Here is an 18,560-nt window from a genome sequence, read left to right as displayed (position 1 = left end):
CTAACTTAAAAGGGGGTAACGTTATTTTTTTAATTTTTTTTACCAGTGATGCGGCACCACTCTTCCTGTTCAACAACAGGATCTAATGTAAAATGAGGTTTATAAGCCGTGAAAACACTTGGTGACTGAGTTGCTAAAATACCCGATAAGCCTAGCTTACCTTGTGGTTTTACTAATTTGCTTATATGTGGTTCAAGTTCTTTTAATGGGCCGGCTAAAATATTGGCAACAAGGATATCTGCTTGTAAATTATCAGGGATATCTTTTGATAAATAAAGTTCTAACTTTTCGCTGACATCATTACGCAGCGCATTGTCACGGCTAGCTTGAATGGCTTGAGGATCAATATCGATACCAATTACCCGCTTTGCGCCTAATTTAAGTGCTGCAATTGCTAAAATACCAGACCCACAACCGTAATCAATTACTAGTTTATCTTTCAGATCTAAACTATCAAGCCAAGTTAAGCATAATGCAGTAGTGGGATGAGTGCCTGTGCCAAAAGCTAAACCAGGATCTAACATAACATTGACTGCATTTGCATCCGGTACATCGCGCCAACTTGGGCAAATCCAAAGTCGCTTACCAAATTGCATAGGATGAAAGTTATCCATCCATTCACGTTCCCAGTCTTTATCTTCTAGTTGTTCAATCTTATAAGAATATTGAGCAAGATTTAATGTTGCTTTTAATTCATCGATATCTGTTTGGGCATCATATAGGCCAATTACATCGGTATTACCCCAAAGTTTTGTTTCACCTGGTAATGGTTCAAAAACAGGATTATCATAAGTGTCTTGAAACGTGACTGAGGCTGCGCCAGACTCTTCTAATTGTTCGCTAATTTTTTCGGCAAGATCGTTAGTTGTATTAATTCTGAGTTGAATCCAAGGCATAATTTTTTCCTGTGTTACCAAACATATTGGCAATGATAAACACCACCAATCCAATAATTAAGGATGGGATAATCGGATGAAAAGCATAAAGCTTTATATTGTAAGCCGCCAATAAAATATAGCTTATTGCGCCGGCAAACATAGAACATAAAGCACCTGTTGAATTGGCTTTTTTCCAATAAAGTCCAAGCACTAATGGCCATAAAAATACGGCTTCAAGCCCACCAAAAGCAAGTAAATTTAACCATATAATCATATCAGGTGGATTCCAAGCTGCTAAAATAAGTAATCCGCCAAAAATAAAGGTGATGATAACAGATATGCGCGTTAACATTTTATCACTATAGCTTTTGCTATGCTTCATGCTTAAAAATAGGTCTTTAATGATCACTGATGAAACTTGTAGTAACTGGGCATTAATTGTTGACATAATTGCGGCAAGCGGAGCTGCTAAAAAGATACCGGCCGCTAATGGTGGCATGATGTTAATTATTAGGGTAGGAACGATTTGATCTGGAACTGTTAAATCACTAATAATCGCTCTACCAAGTGCGCCAGATAGGTGCATGGTCAACATAATGACTGTGACAACAATCGTACCAATGATAATGCCTTGATGTACGGCTTTACTATCTTTGTACGCCATGCAACGAACCGCTGTATGAGGTAAACCAACTACGGCAAAGCAGACTAAAACCCAAAATGATGCCATAAAAGGAAAGTCCATAAAATTATTAGGACCTTGTGGTGTGAGTAGTGCAGGATCGATTTCATTTAAACGATGAATAATTGCTGTTATACCCCCACCAGCATAGATAATCGCTGTTAATAGTAAGATAGCACCAATTATCATTACTAGACCTTGGAAGGCATCATTTAAAATACTCGCTCTAAAGCCGCCAAAAGCGGTATAAATAACGGTACCAATACCAAAAATCAATAATCCGATATCGTAAGAAATGCCAACCGATGATTCCAGTAATCGTGCACCACCAACAAACTGTACTGTCATAGCGCCAATAAAAGCAACAACTAATGCAATACTAGCCAACCAAACGATGGCTTTACTTTTATAGTGAGCATAAAGCATGTCACTTAAGGTTATTGCATTATATTTACGCGCTAAAATGGCAAATTTTTTGCCTAAAATACCAAGTGAAAGTAGTACTGTTGGGACTTGGATCATCGACAATAATACCCAACCAAGACCAAATTTATAGGCTGCACCTGGGCCACCAATGAAAGAGCTGGCACTAATATAAGTTGCAGCTAATGTCATGGCTAGTAAAAATCCACCCATGGTTCTATTACCGATAAAGTAATCAGTAAATTGATTTACCTTTTTGCGTTTCATATATGCATAAATTGATAACGCAAACACGAAAATAAGGTAGATGACAAGCGGTACAATAATATCCAAATGCATTGTTTTATCACTTAATTTGTTCTAATGAAATGTTTTTGAATTGAAATTTTACAACCACCCAACAAAGTAATACAAAACCGAAAGGTACCATGATGCAAGATAGTTCAAACCACAATGGAAGACCTAAAAATCCTATATTATCGCTAACAAAGTAAGCACAAACAATCCATCCAAGAAGATAAATAAAAGTTAACAATAACGAAAGTTTAGCTTCTTTATTAGCTTGCTTATATCGAGTATCCATATTGATTGATTGGTAAATTGAGGGTGGCTTAGATTAAAAGAAAGTACTTAACTTAGCAAGGTTGTTGCAATTTATGCAATATTGTATTTTAAATATATCAATTTTCGCAATATAAAAAGTACTATATAGTGATTGATAGTCGATTATGAATAACTCAACTCTTGGAGAGAATAATGTCAAACTATTTTAATACACTCAATTTACGCGAAAAATTAGAACAATTAGGTCAATGCCGTTTTATGGCTCGTGATGAATTTGCAACAGAAGCTCACTTTTTAAAAGGTAAAAAAATTGTTATTGTTGGTTGTGGAGCACAAGGTCTTAATCAAGGTCTTAATATGCGTGATTCAGGTTTAGATATATCTTATGCATTACGTAAAGAAGCTATTGCTGAAAAACGAGCATCATGGAAAAAGGCAACTGAAAATGGTTTTAAAGTAGGAAGTTATGAAGAATTAATTCCAACAGCAGATCTTGTTATTAACTTAACACCAGATAAACAGCACTCAGCAGTTGTAAAAGCAGTCCAACCACTAATGAAACAAGGCTCAGCACTAGGCTATTCTCATGGTTTTAATATTGTTGAAGTGGGCGAAAAGATTCGTTCTGATATCACAGTTGTTATGGTAGCACCTAAATGCCCGGGGACTGAAGTGCGTGAAGAGTATAAACGTGGCTTTGGGGTACCGACACTGATCGCTGTGCATCCAGAAAACGATCCCAAAGGTGAGGGTTTAGCAATCGCTAAAGCATGGGCTGCGGCCACTGGTGGACATCGTGCTGGTGTTTTACAATCTTCATTTGTTGCTGAAGTTAAGTCAGACTTAATGGGTGAACAAACAATACTTTGTGGTATGTTACAAACCGGATCGTTACTTTGCTTTGATAAATTGGTTGCAGATGGTGTCGATCCTGCTTATGCATGTAAATTACTTCAATTTGGTTGGGAAACAATCACTGAAGCGTTAAAACAAGGTGGAATTACCTTGATGATGGATCGTTTATCAAATCCAGCTAAATTAAGGGCAAACGCTTTAGCAAAAGAATTGAAAGTGATTATGACGGATCTTTACCGTAAGCACATGGATGATATTATATCTGGCGAATTTTCATCAACCATGATGAAAGACTGGGCAAATGATGATGTTAACCTACTTAAATGGCGTAAAGAAACTGGCGAAACTGCATTTGAAAAAGCCGCTGAATATCAAGGTAAAATTGATGAACAAGCTTACTTTGATCAGGGAGTAGTGATGATTGCAATGGTTAAAGCTGGTGTTGAACTTGCGTTCGAAACTATGCTTGAATCTGGCATTTTACCTGAATCAGCTTATTATGAATCGTTACATGAGTTACCACTTATTGCTAATACCATTGCGCGTAAACGTCTATATGAAATGAATGTAGTAATTTCTGACACAGCTGAATATGGTAACTATCTATTTGCTAATGCCGCTGTACCGCTATTAAGAGAAAAATTTATGCCAATGTTACAATCAGGTGATATTGGTAAAGCAATTCCTGAAGATAGCGTCGATAATGCACAATTACGCGATGTGAATGAAGAAATTCGTAATCATCCAATAGAAATAATCGGCCGTAAACTACGTAGTTATATGACTGATATGAAACGTATTAATGTTGCAAGCTAACAGTGATTTATAAATGAAGGGGTGCTGAAAAGCACCTTTTTATGTCTAAAATTTTAAAGAAAGTGTTTGTTTTAGCATAAAAAATCCTATCAAACTATCTAAATCGATCTAAATTAGATTCCACTTAGAGAGTTTTGAACTTTTAGATTGAACTTTAAAATATTTAAAAATTAAATAATTAAGCTATTTTTATTTTAACTTTATATTTATTTTTTAACTAATTTATGTTATTTTTTTGAATAAATTTAATTTAATTTAATTTAATTTAATTTAATTGACGAGGATAATATATCAATGAAAATGGCTTTTCGGCCGACTGATTGTTGGCGTTGGTATTTTGACAGCGAATACGATAGCCTAATGCTTGAAGTTTCATCTGAAATGCTATTCCGTTCTTGTTATCCAAGTAAAATGTTAATTCCTGATGTTTTTGGTGAATTTTCATTTTCTGTTAGCGATGCAACGTCTTATTACCAATTTCGTGATGGTTGCCAGTTACTTGATTTGACTGATGCACAAAAAATTGAATTATCCATTAATGCGATTGTGGCAGCTAATTTTTTGAAACCTCAAATGCCCAAGAGCTGGTATTTTTCTCAACAGCCAATGCTATACGTTCCAAAAGTCGCAGATGTTGTCGAGGTAAGTTTACAAGAAGGTGGGCAAAAGGTTTATTTGATGATTGTCGAGGCGGGTGAAAATGCTTCGCTTTGTATTATTGCGCAACCTTCTTTTGTTGCTATGAGCAAAACGTTTATGTTTTCTGAAGCAATTAAGGTGATGAATGATAGATTAAAGCCTGTAGAGGAAAAATTAATTGCACAAATACCAGTGTTAGATAATTTTGAATTTAAAGCTATTTCTTGATTAGTTCAAGTATAATATCTCCTTTAGGAACGCAACTACAAGCTAAAATTCGATTATTGCGTTTTACAGCTGACTGAGTTAATGCGCTTATTTCTCCCTTTCTCAAAATAACTAAGCAACGTCCACAAACAGCCGAACGACAAGAATAAGGTAATGCTATTTTATGCTGTTCTAACTGCTCTAAAATAGTTTGCTTATTATTACCTTTAATGGTTTTTCCTTCAAAAGTGATTGTACAAAGTTGTGTTTCACGTTTTGTTTCTGGTGGAAAGGTTTTAATATAGTTTTTGGCTATTTGCCTTTCCAATATTTCTATTTTATCATGAACTGAGATTGTTCCATGATTTCGGGCAATCATATTCATACCAAAATTAATTTGACCTTGTTCATCAGCTCTAAAATAACGTAATGTTTTCAACGGTTCATTATTGGCTAATGGTTTTGCAGAATTGACATCCATTGTTGTTAGTACGCATCGAGTACAAGGTTTAACGATATCAAAAATCACCTCGCCAATTTTAATTGTCTTCCAACCATCTTCAGCAAAAGGTAGTGCACCATGGATAATAATATTTCCCCGAAATTGCCTAATATCGAGTTTTTCTGGGCATTGATGTTGTAAATAATCAAATGAAGCTTTGTTTAATAACAAATAAGGATAACCATCAGCAAAACTAACGGGCACTTCTGGGTAGCGTTTTGTTCTGCGTGATAATTGATGCCCAACCCAACGCAGTTGGACATCTTTTTGAAGAATATGGCTAAAAAATTGATTCACTCTTATAGGAGCAATTTGCGAAGTGAAATGATTTCCCCAAACTTCTGTTGGTTCTTGTAAACTTGAAAATTCATCTAGATTAAGGCTGATTGGTGTAGTTGATGGATGTGAGATATGGACTTCGCTACCAATGATGGTAGCACTCAGTTTTAATAGCTGTGGATACTGCCTTGCTGTAATAAATGTACCATCAGGCTCGCTAATCATCAAAATACGATCGTACTCAAAGCCACCATCGACCGTATTTGCTTTAGTAAGTTCTATACCTTGAATCGATTTGATTGGATAGATGTATAATTGATTGACGGAAATCATAATCCCTTAAGTAAATGGTAAATATTGGTATGATTATATACTTAATTACTCATATTTTATAGACAATAGAATGTCAGATTAAGAGTAATAAAAACCATGATTGTTTAATTTGAAACACACAACTTAAGAGGCAAAGTCAGTATAGCTAATCCCTACAATATAATAAAACATTTTGCCATTTGGGGTGATAACGGCTATTTCATCATCGACTTTATGTCCTATTAGTGCTCTTGCGACAGGGCTGTTGATAGATATCCAATTTTTTTTAGGATCAAACTCATCCGCTCCTACAATGCGATAAACATATAAGTTTCCATTTTCATCTTCTAATTTTACCCATGCACCAAAAAATACTTTGCCTTCTTGTCTAGGGTCTGGCTCAACAATTGTCAGTGTTTCTAATCGTTTGGTTAGAAAACGAACTCGTCTATCGATTTCTCTTAACCTTCGTTTGCCATAGATGTATTCGGCATTTTCACTGCGATCACCAAGCGCAGCTGCATCCGATACTGCTTGGGTAACTTTAGGTCTTTCTTCTTTCCATAAATATTTTAGTTCACGATCGAGTGCTAAATAGCCCTCTCTTGTTATATAATTAGCTTTTTGCATGTTGAAGATAAATTCTGTTAATTGACAAAATATTCAGAGATACCATGATAAATAATCAAATTAGCCATATTATAGCTGGTGAACTCAGTGTAAAACCAGAACAAATTTTAGCTGCGATTCAATTATTGGACGAAGGTAGCACTGTTCCATTTATCGCTCGATATCGAAAAGAGGTAACAGGAGGGCTTGATGATACCCAATTACGTACTCTTGATAGCCGATTAAGCTATTTACGTGAACTTGAAGATCGCAAAAAAACGATTTTAAAGTCCATTGAAGATCAAGGTAAATTAACGCCAGAATTAAGCAAAAGTATTACACAAACGCTCAGTAAAACCGAACTTGAAGATCTCTACCTACCTTACAAGCCCAAACGTCGTACTCGCGGTCAAATTGCCATTGAAGCGGGTCTTGAACCACTTGCCGATGACTTATGGCAAAATCCTTCATTAAATCCAGAAATCGAAGCAGAAAAATATCTCAATGTAGATAAAGGTATTACTGATACAAAATCAGCATTAGATGGTGCGCGTTATATTTTAATGGAGAAATTTGCTGAAGATGCGGCATTACTGGCAAAAGTACGACATTATCTTTCGAATAATGCTCATTTAGTTTCACAAGTGGTGAGTGGCAAAGAAGAAGAAGGCGCAAAATTCCGAGACTATTTTGCGCAAAGTGAACTTATTTCCAAAGTTCCATCTCATCGTGCATTAGCCATGTTCCGAGGGAGAAATGAAGGCTTTTTACAACTCTCGTTAAATGCCGATCCACAATTTGAAGAAACACCAAAAGAAAGTTATTGTGAACAAATTATCACTGAATATTTAGGTGTTCATTTTAATGACCAACCAGCAGATAAATGGCGTAAAGCTGTTATTAATTGGACATGGCGCATTAAAATTTTAATGCACATGGAAACCGAATTAATGACAACATTACGTGAACATGCTGAAGAAGAAGCGATTAACGTCTTTGCTGCCAACTTGCATGATATGTTAATGGCTGCACCAGCTGGTATGAAAGTCACTATGGGCATGGATCCAGGTTTAAGAACAGGCGTAAAAATAGCAGTTGTTGATGCAACCGGTAAACTAGTTGCGACCGAAACGATTTACCCACATACAGGACAGGCTGATAAAGCAGCTATGGTTATCGCTGCGCTTTGTATCAAATACCAAGTTGAATTAGTCGCTATTGGCAATGGTACAGCTTCGCGCGAAACTGAGCGTTTTTACCTTGATGTTCAAAAAAAATATCCAGAAGTTAAAGGTCAAAAAGTTATTGTTAGCGAAGCTGGTGCTTCAGTGTATTCAGCATCAGAACTTGCAGCACAAGAGTTTCCTGATCTTGACGTATCGATCCGTGGTGCGGTATCAATTGCAAGGCGATTGCAAGATCCATTGGCAGAGCTTGTTAAAATTGATCCTAAATCAATTGGTGTTGGCCAATATCAGCATGATGTGAGCCAAACTCAGTTAGCTAAAAAACTTGATGCTGTTGTTGAAGATGGTGTAAATGCCGTTGGTGTTAATTTGAATACCGCCTCAATGATGCTACTTGCACGTATTGCTGGACTTAATAAAGTGATTGCCCAAAATATTATTGATTGGCGTAATGAAAATGGACAATTTACCGACCGTAAACAGTTATTAAAAGTATCACGTTTAGGTCCCAAAGCATTTGAGCAGTGTGCAGGCTTTTTACGGATTATGGATGGTAAAAATCCGCTTGATGCATCAGCCGTTCACCCCGAAGCTTATCCTGTGGTAGAGCGAATTTTAGAAAAAAATCATAAATCATTAAAAGATATTTTAGGTGACACAAATTATTTAAAATCACTTAAAGCGATTGATTATGTTGATGATCATTTTGGCGTTCCAACCGTAACCGATATTATTAAAGAGCTCGACAAGCCAGGACGTGATCCAAGACCTGAATTTAAAACCGCTCAATTTGCTGATGATATCGAAACCATGGAAGATCTAAAAATTGGCATGATTATGGAAGGTGCGGTAACCAATGTAACCAACTTTGGTGCTTTTGTGGATATTGGGGTACACCAAGATGGTTTAGTGCATATTTCAGCACTATCAGATAAGTTTGTTGACGATCCAAGAACAGTTGTCAAAGCTGGTGATATTGTTAAAGTGAAAGTGATTGAAGTTGATATTTCACGCAGACGTATCGCTTTAACTATGCGTCTTGATGATCCAACGTCATTAACTAAGCAAGACGATAGTCGATCCTATAAAAGTCGATCTCATGCTAGCAAACCAAATAATAAGAGTTTACAGTTAGGTAATAGTGCAATGGGCAATGCGTTTGCTGCTGCATTTAAAAAAGGCAAAGAGCAATAAGTTGAATCCATTAAAATTAAAAAGGAGGGAAACAATGTTTCCCTTTTTAATTGGTTTATTTTTAAACTGTTTTTATCGTTATTATTTGCTGACGGTAAAAAATTATAAATATACAAGGGGCAAAGTAATCTGTTTGAATCCACTTTGTTTTAATTGCTGGGCAAAAAGTTCTATTTGTTGTTTACTGGCAGACTGCCATGTTTTAGCAATGCCATGTACGCCATGGTTATGAAATGCATTAATTCTTATTCGAATATTGGGATCTAAATCAATTAAGAATTTGGCAATATTTTCAGCGTTATTTTGTAGATCGGTTTGTTTAGGAATAATTAAAAATCTTACTTCATATAATTTATTAACTTTCGCAAGATATTTAATCGTATCTTTTACTCGTAGATTGTCTCGTCCTGTTAGCTGTTTATGTACATCATTATCCCAAGCTTTAAGATCAATCATTGCGCCGTCCATCACGTTTTCTAATTTTTGCCATCCTGTTTGGTGTAAGTAACCATTGCTATCAATAAAGCAAGTAAGGTGATTTAAATCGTTGGCTTGTTTTATTGCTCTAAATAGTTTCTCAATAAAAGGCAGTTGTATAGTCGCTTCTCCCCCACTGAGGGTTATACCATTTAAAAATGGCAGATATTTTCGGATAATTTTTAATATATCTTCAACACTGTATTTATAAGTCATTGGTGTTGAATTATGAACGCAAATATTAATACAAGTATCGCATTGTTGGCAACCCGAAATTTGCCATACAACTCTATGATTTTTAAATATTAATGCTTTATGTGGACAAGCATTAACACAGTCGCCACAATCTTTACATAATGATATTGTGTAAGGATTGTGGCAGTTTAAGCAACGAAAATTACATCCTTGTAAAAATATTACTAGCCGATTGCCAGGCCCATCAACACAAGAAAAGGGTAAAATCTTATTAACGATTGCCCATGATTTGTTCATGACTGATTACTCTTGGCTTTCTACATAAATAGCTATTGACATCATCAGCAGCTTCTGCTCCTAAGAACGTGGTATTGATTCGTGAACCTTCTTTGTTATACTTTTTGATATCGGATAATCTCACCATATAACCTGTTACTCGAACAAGATCATTGCCACTGATATTGGCAGTAAATTCACGGAAACCAAATTTGAAAGCTGCTTTACAAATTTGTAGTAATGCAGATGGATTATTTTTGATGGTTTCTTCGATAGTTAAAATATCACTAATGCCAGATGTGTAATAATGATGATGTTTAAACAATGCCATAATATGGGTAACAGGATCGGGCTCATGACCATAAGGAATTCGTAGACCTGGGGTTGTATCTTTATCTATACTAATTCCTGATTGGGCGTGTAACATGGCTTTTCCTTTCCAAGCATTTTCTATTGTGTGACTATCAATAAATTTGGCAATTAGTTGGGTAATGTTTAATGCCCGTTCATTTGCTTGTTCGTCAAAACCATAACGTCCTGCTAAATTTGCGTTTTCTTGCAAAATATTGACCGCTTCAGCCATGCCAAAGATACCAAACATTGGTGCAAATCGGTTAGGATCAATTAATCCTTCTTGGACTAAAAAACTGCCATCAAAAAAGTTGGATTGTTCATAAAGAAAAGCAGATCTTGCTTTAATAAGATTTAACTGTAATTGGCAATAATAAGGGAGGGTATTTGTCAAAAAGTCTTCACTATTTTTACTGCGCAATGCAACTTCTTTTAAGTTGATTCGTGAAAGAGTGCTTCCTCCGCCTGCAACTGGTAGTGAATTATAACAACTTACTACACCATATCCTTTGTCATCAAAATCTTTTTGGATCATATTATTGTTGGCAATATGAGGTTTGCTTGTTTCACAAATATTTTCTATTGCTACTAATAATAGTGATTCAGGGGTAATATTTTCATCATAGATAAAGGTTAAATTAGGTGCAACTTGTTTGAGTTCTCTATCTATACGTAAGATTACACGACAGAGAATATTATCGGTTGGTCCAATATTGGCATGCATAAATGCGTCAGGTAAATTACGATCTAGCATTATCCAAAAATGTTTTAATCGCTCGTAAATTTCATCTTCTGTAAGATGGCCAACGTAAGGAAGTAAGATTTGATCTAAACAGCCTAAGTAAACAGGCATACCAGTTACTGAAGGAACATGATGATAAATGATGGTAAGCATATTTAATGCATCATCAAAAGTATTAGCAGGTTCAAGTTCAAGCCACTTTGAGCCTTGTTTTAAGAATTTAGTATAATCGGGGAGCACATAACGCGGTTTATACGGTGCGTGACCTTCATACATATCACAAATAACACGTTCATTTAAGGCTTTTTGGGTTTCACTATCTAGCTCTAAATAAGGCAGGTTATTTTCCGCAGCAAGTGCAAGCAAATTAGATTTTTGTTTTGGTGATAGGTTGGGATCTGTCACAATGTTATAACAATTTTGTTGAAATTCGGTCAAGCTCATAATTACCTCAATACTTATTTCTCAATAATAAATTGTGCCGGTTCATAATCAGATGCGTTAATTGGAGAATGTTCCTCAAAATATTGTTTTACGACATCAGCATCTCGATAACCAGTATCCACATAAGTTGGTGAAGTATTGGTTATTGGATAACCATCACCGCCTGCAGCTAAAAAATCAAGTGTAGCAATGCGATATGATTTTTGTAAATCAATGGGTTCATTTTTAATTTTTACATCTTTAATGTTATCGCCAAATCGTGTTAGGCTGATATTTTTCAGGTGTGCATATCCGCCCGAACCTTGTTTTTTATTAAGTGCTATTTTTAGGTAATCGATTAATTCGCTACCCGTCAATTCAAAATAAACAACATTATTACCAAAAGGCTCCACTTTTAGGATGTCGCGATAAGTAATATTGCCTTCAATTAATGAATCGCGAATCATGCCACCAGACATAATTCCAATGTCCGCATTGGTTTTTTCGACAAAAGCACTGAGTAACAACTGTCCCATATTACTTTGTTGATATCTTACAACGCCGCGATCACCTTCAAGACGACCGATTAATTCACCACTTTTAACCAGTAATTGTTGTTTACCTCGCTCTTGATAAGGTTTTAAATTTTCGAGTAATGTTTTATCTTGTAAGATCTCTTTAGTGTAATATTCAAGGCGTTTGGTTCCGTCACCATTATCTATTTCTTTTTTTAGATTGATTGGAATTAACTGGTAATTTTGCAAAGTTATTTTGCCATTTAAAAAGACAAAATCAGCACGCCCAACATATTTACCCCATTCGTGGGCTTGTACAATCCATGTGCCATTTTGTTTATCGGGTGCGCATGGGGTACCCGGTACATATTCGGTAATGCGTTTATTTGGGCTTGCCATACAAACGGGATTTTGCGAATGACCGCCGACAATCATATCTAGTTCGCCACTTTGCAAGCCTCGTGCTAATTCAACATCACCTGGTGCCATAGAGCCATGTTCGCCATTTTCGTAATGACCCATATGTGTTACGGCAATAATCATATCTGGATGTTCTGTCTTTTTTATTTGGGCAATAACTTTTTGTGCTTCGGGTAATGTTTTTCGAAATTCAACGCCATCAGTATTTTTGGGAGAGGCTAAAAAAATCGTATCATCTGTGGTTAATCCAAATACCGCTACTTTAATGCCATTTAAATCAAACATTTTGTAAGCATCAAAAACACGATTATCCGTACCTTTAAAGTAAGTATTGGCAGATAAAAATGGAAATCGAGCCCATTTTTGTTGCTCACGAATAACGGCTAAAGGATGATCAAATTCATGATTACCGACAGCCATCGCATCATACCCAACTTCATTCATACCCAAAAAATCAGGTTTAGCTTGAAGTACATCTGATTCAGGAACACCCGTATTAATATCACCACCAGACAAAAGCAACAATTTTCCACCTTTAGTGATTACTTCCTTTCTTATTTCATCAACAACTGTTTTTTGTGCAGCAAGACCATATTCTCCAATATCATTTTGCCAAAAACGACCGTGGTGGTCGTTAGTGTGTAAAATAGTAAATTGATAAGGCTTGTTTTTTTCCCAACTCGGTGTTGTTGATTGTATCGTTGAAGCTGCTATAGTGTTAATTGAAAACAATCCCAACACAACAAGCAGTGATATTTTTTTATTCAAATTTGAATGATACATGGTGCCTCCTAAATCCTTATTGATAATGATTACTTCGTAATCACTTTATAAATCAATTGCGGTTCATGTGCACAATCACTAATAATAATATTGTCATACAATTTTTGCTTGATCGCATCAAGCTTATCTGTACTAGCGTGAATAGTTAACAACGCTTCGCCTTCGGCAACTTGATCGCCTACTTTTTTATGTAACACGATTCCAACCGCGGGATCAATAATATCCTCTTTGGTTGCGCGCCCAGCACCTAGTTGCATTGCCGCAATACCAATTTGATCTGCAATAATTTTTGATACATAACCTGATTTAAGAGCCGGTAGGGCAATTTGGTAAGGTGCACTAGCCAGTTTTTCAGGATGATCAACCATTGAACTATCACCACCTTGTGATTCAATTAAGGTTTTGAATTTCTCGATAGCTTTGCCATTTTTAATGACTTCTTGAAGTTTTGCTCTAGCTTCTTCCAATGTTTTGGCTTTATTGGCAAGCACAACCATTTGGCTACCTAATGTTAAAACTAATTCAGTTAAATCAGCAGGACCATGACCCTTTAAAGTATCAATGGCTTCTTTTATTTCAAGCGCATTACCAATTGCAAAACCAAGTGGTTGTGACATATCTGAAATGATTGCCATGGTTCTGCGGCCAATTTGGTTACCGATATTCACCATTTCATGGGCTAATTTTTCGGAGTCCGCCATATCTTTCATTAGCGCGCCATCGCCAGTTTTGACATCTAGCACAATGGCATCAGCGCCAGCGGCTAATTTTTTGCTCATAATTGAGCTTGCAATAAGTGGAATAGAATTAACTGTCCCTGTTACATCCCGTAACGAGTATAGCTTTTTATCTGCTGGTGTTAAATTGCCGGATTGGCCAATCACGGCAAGACCGCTATGATTAACTTGATTAATAAAATCTTGTGTACTTAATTCAATTTTAAATCCTGGAATAGACTCAAATTTATCAGTGGTGCCACCTGTGTGCCCAAGTCCACGTCCTGACATTTTAGCCACTGGTACACCTAACGCTGCAACTAAAGGCGCAAGAACTAAGGTTGTTGTATCGCCCACACCACCAGTTGAATGCTTATCAACTTTAATACCTTTGATTGATGATAGATCAACAGTATCGCCCGAATACATCATAGCGCTGGTCAAATCAGCACACTCTTTAGACGTCATACCTTGATAATAAATTGCCATTAATAAAGCGCTAACTTGATAATCAGGAATTTTGCCATTAGTGTAGTTTGTAATAAAAAGTTGTATTTCTTCAGTTGATAACGCTTTTCCATCGCGTTTTTTTTCAATAATATCAACAAATCTCATATTGATGCTCTCTTATCTTATATAATAGGGCGAATATTTAATTGTTAAATTCTCCCTAAGTGTAATGACTTAGTAAATAAAATTGTTTAGAGTAAATTAGTCCAAATCACTTGGTGAGAATGACCAAGGTAATAATTCCCCCACCGTTGTTTCTTGGATTTTTCCCTGCATATTAGTTAAAATCACGGGCATATCTTTAGCGCAAAACTCGCTAATAACTTGACGACAAGCACCACAAGGCGAGATAGGTCCCTCGGTATCACCAATGACCACCAGTTTCTTAAATTTTGTTTTACCATCAGATACCGCTTTAAAAATCGCTGTTCGCTCGGCACAATTAGCCAGTCCATAAGATGCGTTTTCAATATTACAGCCTAAAATCGCTTCGTCATTTTCAGTAATGAGCACGGCACCAACCTTAAATTTAGAATAAGGTACATAAGCTTTAGAACGGGCTGCTTTAGCAAGTTCAATCAGTTTGTCAATTTTCATATTTATAATCCTTGGGTCGTAATAATACTAATTAAATTTTGGGTTGAGTGTTAACTGGTGACTGTAAATCTATACGATAAACGCCTAAACCAGATGCATCTGTGTCGATAAAGCGAATAGGATATAGCGAATATTTTTCAATATAGGATTTAGCTTTATCTGTTGGTGATGATTCAAAGCGAATATCCAATTTCGTGTCGCTAGTAATTGGGGCAATTTGCCAATTATTATCAACGGTAACATCCACTATGCCATATTTTTGGGTGGTATTGGTGATATAAGCCGAAAGAAGCAATCTTAAATCGTCAGGTGAATTAAATTTAATATTTTTTTCGCCTGTACCTGGGAATATGCCACTATAAGCACGATAATTATTGGTGGCAATCAAGAATTCTTGATTAGCATCAATGGATTTTTGTTGATAAGTCAGATTACTAATTCTTTCTGATGTTGGATTAATTAATTGACAATTTGCATCATAGCGCGGTGGTTTAGTTACATCTATTTGATAATTCACGCCATCAATCGTATCAAAATTATAGGTTCTGAATTTTTCCCAATTAATTAAATATTGCGGTTGTGTTAAATTTTTGTCAATTTGATTATAGATTCCAGCTGAACATTCCAGCCACTCTTTAACATCTTTACCTGTTACTTTCACGACAGACAAAATGTTAGGATAAAGGTAGATATCTGCCGCATTTCTAAATGATAAATCGCCTTTTTTGACATCAACAAAAGCACTAGGATCGTTTTTTCTGCCACCTGCTTTAAATGGTGCAATGGCTGATAGAACGGGTAGACCATCGAGATCAGGATCGCCTTGAATAAACTGCTTAACGTAATTGATTTGTGCGTCGCTAATAATTTGTAAGGCAGAAGTATCTTCAACCAGTGCTAAATAGCTGTTAATATCAGTTGACACTTTCCCTATTGGCTTACCAACAAACTCACGCGTACCTTGGTGGTCTTGTTTTAGAATATTGACAATCTTTTTGTCGGCTTCTACTAGCGCTTTCTTATTTTTTACATCATAAATTGGTCTAGCTTCGGATTTACCCGAGACGACTTGCCAATTAGATTTATCGCCATCAAGCACTAAATCCACCAAGCCCAAATGGCTACCCCAATGTCCAGGCATCACAGCTGGAATATGATTAATATTGCCAGTTTTGATATCGGTATTTGGTAGTGAATGAAACTCATCACTAGGGAATACGCCGTGAGAGTGACCAAACATAATTGCATTAATACCTTCTACTTGGCTCAAGTAGTAAACCGAATTTTCAGCTAACGCTTTATAAGGTTCAGTTGACACACCAGAGTGAGGAATCGCAATAATGACATTGGCACCTTGTTTTTTCATTTCAGGCACTAATAATTTGGCCGTTTCAGTTATATCTTTAACGATAACTTTGCCATCAAGATTAAGCTTGTCCCATTGCATAATTTGTGGCGGTACAAAACCAATATAGCCAATCTTAATGGTGTGTTTATCACCATTTCTATCAACGACAGGGGTATCTACAATAATATATTGTTTAAAAAACGGCTTATTGGTTTTAGCATCATAAACATTAGCGTTAACGTAAGGAAATTTAGCACCTGAAAGGCTTTTCTGCAGAAATTCCAGTCCAAAATTAAATTCGTGGTTACCAATATTACCAACAACATAATCAAGCGTATTAAGAGCTTTATAAACTGGATGAATATCGCCATCATTAAGACCTTTATTCACGGCATAATCAGCCATTGGGCTACCTTGAATCAGATCGCCATTATCCACAAGAACACTATTTTTAACTTCACTTCTTGCTTGATGAATTAAATTGGCTGTTTTTACTAATCCAAATGTATCTATAGGTTGATCTTTAAAATAATCATAGTTCATCATATTACCGTGTAAATCGGTGGTTTCTATAATTCTTAAATCAACTGTTGCAGCATTAACAATACCGGAAATAAATAGGGGTAAAAAGGTCAGGATGCGTTTATTTTTTTTCATGCGAATCTCCTATTATTCTGATAACTAAATTAGTTAACGGGCATGGCTAGCAACTGTTTCTGATATTCTAAAAATCGTTCAATGATTGCTGGATGATATTTCTTATCATTAATGCATTTTTTCATCACCTGCTTATCATCAGAGGTAAAACATGAAAAAACATGCTCTATCAAACGACTTTTAACCAATTCTTCGGCAAATGCGGCTTGAATGCCACACAGCGTTATGTCGAGCAATTCTAATCGTGAAAATGCAAATATGGATTGGGCAATGTTATATTCTTTTTCAATATCGGTGCCAAAAATTCCTGCATCATCCGTATTGAGAGTAATGCGAACGCCTTGGTCATAAAGCCGTCTTATTGGGTGCAGATAGATATCGCCGTGTAGTTCATTAACCAAAATACGATTACTGGTGAGTGCAACTTCTAGGGTGATGTTGTTCTTAATCAGTTCATTAATTAGATTTTGATCATCAATGGCTTTAATGCCATGCCCAATTCTTGTTGCGCCATGTTTTAATGCTTGAATGATGCTTTCTGCTGGCTCAATTTCGCCTGCATGATAAGATTTTTGTAAGCCTAATTTAGATGCTAATTGATGTGAATCTTGAAAATCATCGAAATGACCTGCTCTTTCATTGCCTGCAATGTTGAATCCAGTAATAAAATGGTGAGGATTATTTTCAATAAATTTTAATGTTTCATGGACAATTTTAGCACCAAGATGTCGAACGCCGATAACATGATACCTAACGGTAATATTATGATTTTTTTGGACGTCAATAATGGCTTTATCCATTTGTGTTAAGGTTTGTTGGAATCGTTCTTTATCCCAAGTCATCTTGCCATCAAATTCGGTTGCACAGATATGGTAAGGAGAGATAAAAAGTTCACAGTAGATTAGTCCCTGTTTGGCATTTCTACTCAAAAAATCAAATGTAATTAAATAATAATCTTCTGGAGTTTTTAAAAAATGAGAAACGGCATCATAAGTTTGAATAAATTCTATGAAATTTGTTTCATCATATCGATAACGTCCATTTTGATACTCTTGCTCATCATATTCTCCCTTTTTATAACATAAAGAACTAGGAAAGGGGATTTGATTTTTATCAGCTAACTTTTGAGCCATAATAGGAGTAATGCTCCCTTCAATGTGCTCATGTAATATGACTTTGGGCATTATTTGATCGTTCATTAGGTATTTAATCTATTTAAAATGAGCTAAATAGTTTTAGTAATAATGACATTAAAACACTTATTAAAACTAAAAATAGCATATTTATTGTTGCTAATTATAAGATTGGCTATTTTACCTTGATAAAACATCTTTCCGCCATAACTTTTGCATTACTTATTTATATTTTTGTTCGGTAAATCATATTTTTACGCTAATTTTGTG

General features: G+C 35.8%; 15 protein-coding genes. 3 read left to right on the top strand and 12 right to left on the bottom strand.

Going from position 1 to position 18,560, the window contains the following annotated elements:
- Nucleotides 1–29 precede the first annotated feature (29 nt).
- From prmA to ACYIAM_RS02370, 3 genes are read right to left on the bottom strand one after another with little or no spacing between them, the layout of a single operon-like run.
- Nucleotides 30–896 carry a 50S ribosomal protein L11 methyltransferase gene (gene prmA / locus ACYIAM_RS02380; protein WP_174795957.1) on the bottom strand — a complete coding sequence of 289 codons (867 nt, stop codon included), beginning with the start codon at nucleotides 894–896 and terminating at the stop codon, nucleotides 30–32.
- A complete protein-coding gene (panF, locus tag ACYIAM_RS02375) occupies nucleotides 871–2,322 on the bottom strand; it encodes a sodium/pantothenate symporter (protein ID WP_174795958.1) in 1,452 nt (483 codons plus the stop codon). The genes prmA and panF overlap by 26 nt, the downstream gene beginning before the upstream one ends.
- A 7-nt stretch (nucleotides 2,323–2,329) precedes the next feature.
- A complete protein-coding gene (locus tag ACYIAM_RS02370; RefSeq protein WP_483747113.1) occupies nucleotides 2,330–2,566 on the bottom strand; it encodes a YhdT family protein in 237 nt (78 codons plus the stop codon).
- A gap of 173 nt (nucleotides 2,567–2,739) precedes the next feature.
- Here ACYIAM_RS02370 and ilvC point away from each other — a divergent pair, with 173 nt between their 5' ends.
- Complete coding sequence (gene ilvC / locus ACYIAM_RS02365; RefSeq protein WP_483747112.1) at nucleotides 2,740–4,218, top strand: ketol-acid reductoisomerase; 1,479 nt, start codon at nucleotides 2,740–2,742, stop codon at nucleotides 4,216–4,218.
- Nucleotides 4,219–4,512: 294 nt separating this feature from the next.
- Nucleotides 4,513–5,085: a cell division protein ZapC gene (locus ACYIAM_RS02360; RefSeq protein WP_202984912.1), complete on the top strand. Its 573-nt coding sequence runs from the start codon at nucleotides 4,513–4,515 to the stop codon at nucleotides 5,083–5,085.
- Here the strand turns inward: ACYIAM_RS02360 and ACYIAM_RS02355 are convergent.
- Nucleotides 5,075–6,178, bottom strand: coding sequence for a YcbX family protein (locus ACYIAM_RS02355; protein WP_483747111.1), 1,104 nt, complete (start codon nucleotides 6,176–6,178; stop codon nucleotides 5,075–5,077). The genes ACYIAM_RS02360 and ACYIAM_RS02355 overlap by 11 nt on opposite strands.
- A gap of 123 nt (nucleotides 6,179–6,301) precedes the next feature.
- The gene (gene greB / locus ACYIAM_RS02350; protein ID WP_174795962.1) at nucleotides 6,302–6,787 is read right to left on the bottom strand and encodes a transcription elongation factor GreB; all 486 of its coding nucleotides are present in this window, start codon (nucleotides 6,785–6,787) and stop codon (nucleotides 6,302–6,304) included.
- A 44-nt stretch (nucleotides 6,788–6,831) separates the two neighbouring features.
- On the opposite strand from greB, the gene ACYIAM_RS02345 reads away from it, so the two are divergent.
- A complete protein-coding gene (locus ACYIAM_RS02345; RefSeq protein WP_483747110.1) occupies nucleotides 6,832–9,147 on the top strand; it encodes a Tex family protein in 2,316 nt (771 codons plus the stop codon).
- Nucleotides 9,148–9,249: 102 nt separating this feature from the next.
- On the opposite strand, the gene ACYIAM_RS02340 is transcribed toward ACYIAM_RS02345, so the two are convergent.
- The 7 genes from ACYIAM_RS02340 to add form a co-directional block, all read right to left on the bottom strand.
- Nucleotides 9,250–10,116 (bottom strand): YjjW family glycine radical enzyme activase, encoded by an 867-nt coding sequence (locus ACYIAM_RS02340; RefSeq protein WP_483747109.1) that lies wholly within the window; start codon nucleotides 10,114–10,116, stop codon nucleotides 9,250–9,252.
- On the bottom strand, nucleotides 10,091–11,632 hold the full coding sequence (locus tag ACYIAM_RS02335; protein WP_483747108.1) for a YjjI family glycine radical enzyme: 1,542 nt from the start codon (nucleotides 11,630–11,632) through the stop codon (nucleotides 10,091–10,093). Before ACYIAM_RS02335 ends, ACYIAM_RS02340 begins: the two co-directional genes overlap by 26 nt.
- A gap of 14 nt (nucleotides 11,633–11,646) precedes the next feature.
- Entirely contained in the window at nucleotides 11,647–13,329 is a 1,683-nt protein-coding gene (gene ushA / locus ACYIAM_RS02330; RefSeq protein WP_483747107.1) for a bifunctional UDP-sugar hydrolase/5'-nucleotidase UshA, read from the bottom strand.
- Between the two features lie 29 nt (nucleotides 13,330–13,358).
- Complete coding sequence (locus tag ACYIAM_RS02325; protein ID WP_483747106.1) at nucleotides 13,359–14,660, bottom strand: pyrimidine-nucleoside phosphorylase; 1,302 nt, start codon at nucleotides 14,658–14,660, stop codon at nucleotides 13,359–13,361.
- Between the two features lie 96 nt (nucleotides 14,661–14,756).
- The gene (locus ACYIAM_RS02320; RefSeq protein ID WP_065638812.1) at nucleotides 14,757–15,152 is read right to left on the bottom strand and encodes a cytidine deaminase; all 396 of its coding nucleotides are present in this window, start codon (nucleotides 15,150–15,152) and stop codon (nucleotides 14,757–14,759) included.
- Between the two features lie 31 nt (nucleotides 15,153–15,183).
- Complete coding sequence (locus tag ACYIAM_RS02315; RefSeq protein ID WP_483747105.1) at nucleotides 15,184–17,157, bottom strand: bifunctional 2',3'-cyclic-nucleotide 2'-phosphodiesterase/3'-nucleotidase; 1,974 nt, start codon at nucleotides 17,155–17,157, stop codon at nucleotides 15,184–15,186.
- 29 nt (nucleotides 17,158–17,186) lie between these two features.
- Complete coding sequence (gene add / locus ACYIAM_RS02310; protein WP_483747104.1) at nucleotides 17,187–18,341, bottom strand: adenosine deaminase; 1,155 nt, start codon at nucleotides 18,339–18,341, stop codon at nucleotides 17,187–17,189.
- Nucleotides 18,342–18,560 lie beyond the last annotated feature (219 nt).

Source organism: Gilliamella sp. X-60, assembly GCF_057063585.1.
Note: the sequence above shows the minus strand (reverse complement) of the source record. Positions and strands in the feature narration are given on the sequence as shown.

Excerpts from the sequence above, each read along its gene's own strand:
- ACYIAM_RS02355 (WP_483747111.1), bottom strand. The coding sequence starts at position 6,178 with ATGATTTCCGTCAATCAATTATACATCTATCCAATCAAATCGATTCAA.
- ilvC (WP_483747112.1), top strand. The coding sequence starts at position 2,740 with ATGTCAAACTATTTTAATACACTCAATTTACGCGAAAAATTAGAACAA.
- greB (WP_174795962.1), bottom strand. The coding sequence starts at position 6,787 with ATGCAAAAAGCTAATTATATAACAAGAGAGGGCTATTTAGCACTCGAT.
- prmA (WP_174795957.1), bottom strand. The coding sequence starts at position 896 with ATGCCTTGGATTCAACTCAGAATTAATACAACTAACGATCTTGCCGAA.
- panF (WP_174795958.1), bottom strand. The coding sequence starts at position 2,322 with ATGCATTTGGATATTATTGTACCGCTTGTCATCTACCTTATTTTCGTG.
- ACYIAM_RS02335 (WP_483747108.1), bottom strand. The coding sequence starts at position 11,632 with ATGAGCTTGACCGAATTTCAACAAAATTGTTATAACATTGTGACAGAT.
- ACYIAM_RS02360 (WP_202984912.1), top strand. The coding sequence starts at position 4,513 with ATGAAAATGGCTTTTCGGCCGACTGATTGTTGGCGTTGGTATTTTGAC.
- ACYIAM_RS02325 (WP_483747106.1), bottom strand. The coding sequence starts at position 14,660 with ATGAGATTTGTTGATATTATTGAAAAAAAACGCGATGGAAAAGCGTTA.
- ushA (WP_483747107.1), bottom strand. The coding sequence starts at position 13,329 with ATGTATCATTCAAATTTGAATAAAAAAATATCACTGCTTGTTGTGTTG.
- ACYIAM_RS02340 (WP_483747109.1), bottom strand. The coding sequence starts at position 10,116 with ATGAACAAATCATGGGCAATCGTTAATAAGATTTTACCCTTTTCTTGT.
- add (WP_483747104.1), bottom strand. The coding sequence starts at position 18,341 with ATGCCCAAAGTCATATTACATGAGCACATTGAAGGGAGCATTACTCCT.
- ACYIAM_RS02345 (WP_483747110.1), top strand. The coding sequence starts at position 6,832 with ATGATAAATAATCAAATTAGCCATATTATAGCTGGTGAACTCAGTGTA.
- ACYIAM_RS02370 (WP_483747113.1), bottom strand. The coding sequence starts at position 2,566 with ATGGATACTCGATATAAGCAAGCTAATAAAGAAGCTAAACTTTCGTTA.
- ACYIAM_RS02315 (WP_483747105.1), bottom strand. The coding sequence starts at position 17,157 with ATGAAAAAAAATAAACGCATCCTGACCTTTTTACCCCTATTTATTTCC.
- ACYIAM_RS02320 (WP_065638812.1), bottom strand. The coding sequence starts at position 15,152 with ATGAAAATTGACAAACTGATTGAACTTGCTAAAGCAGCCCGTTCTAAA.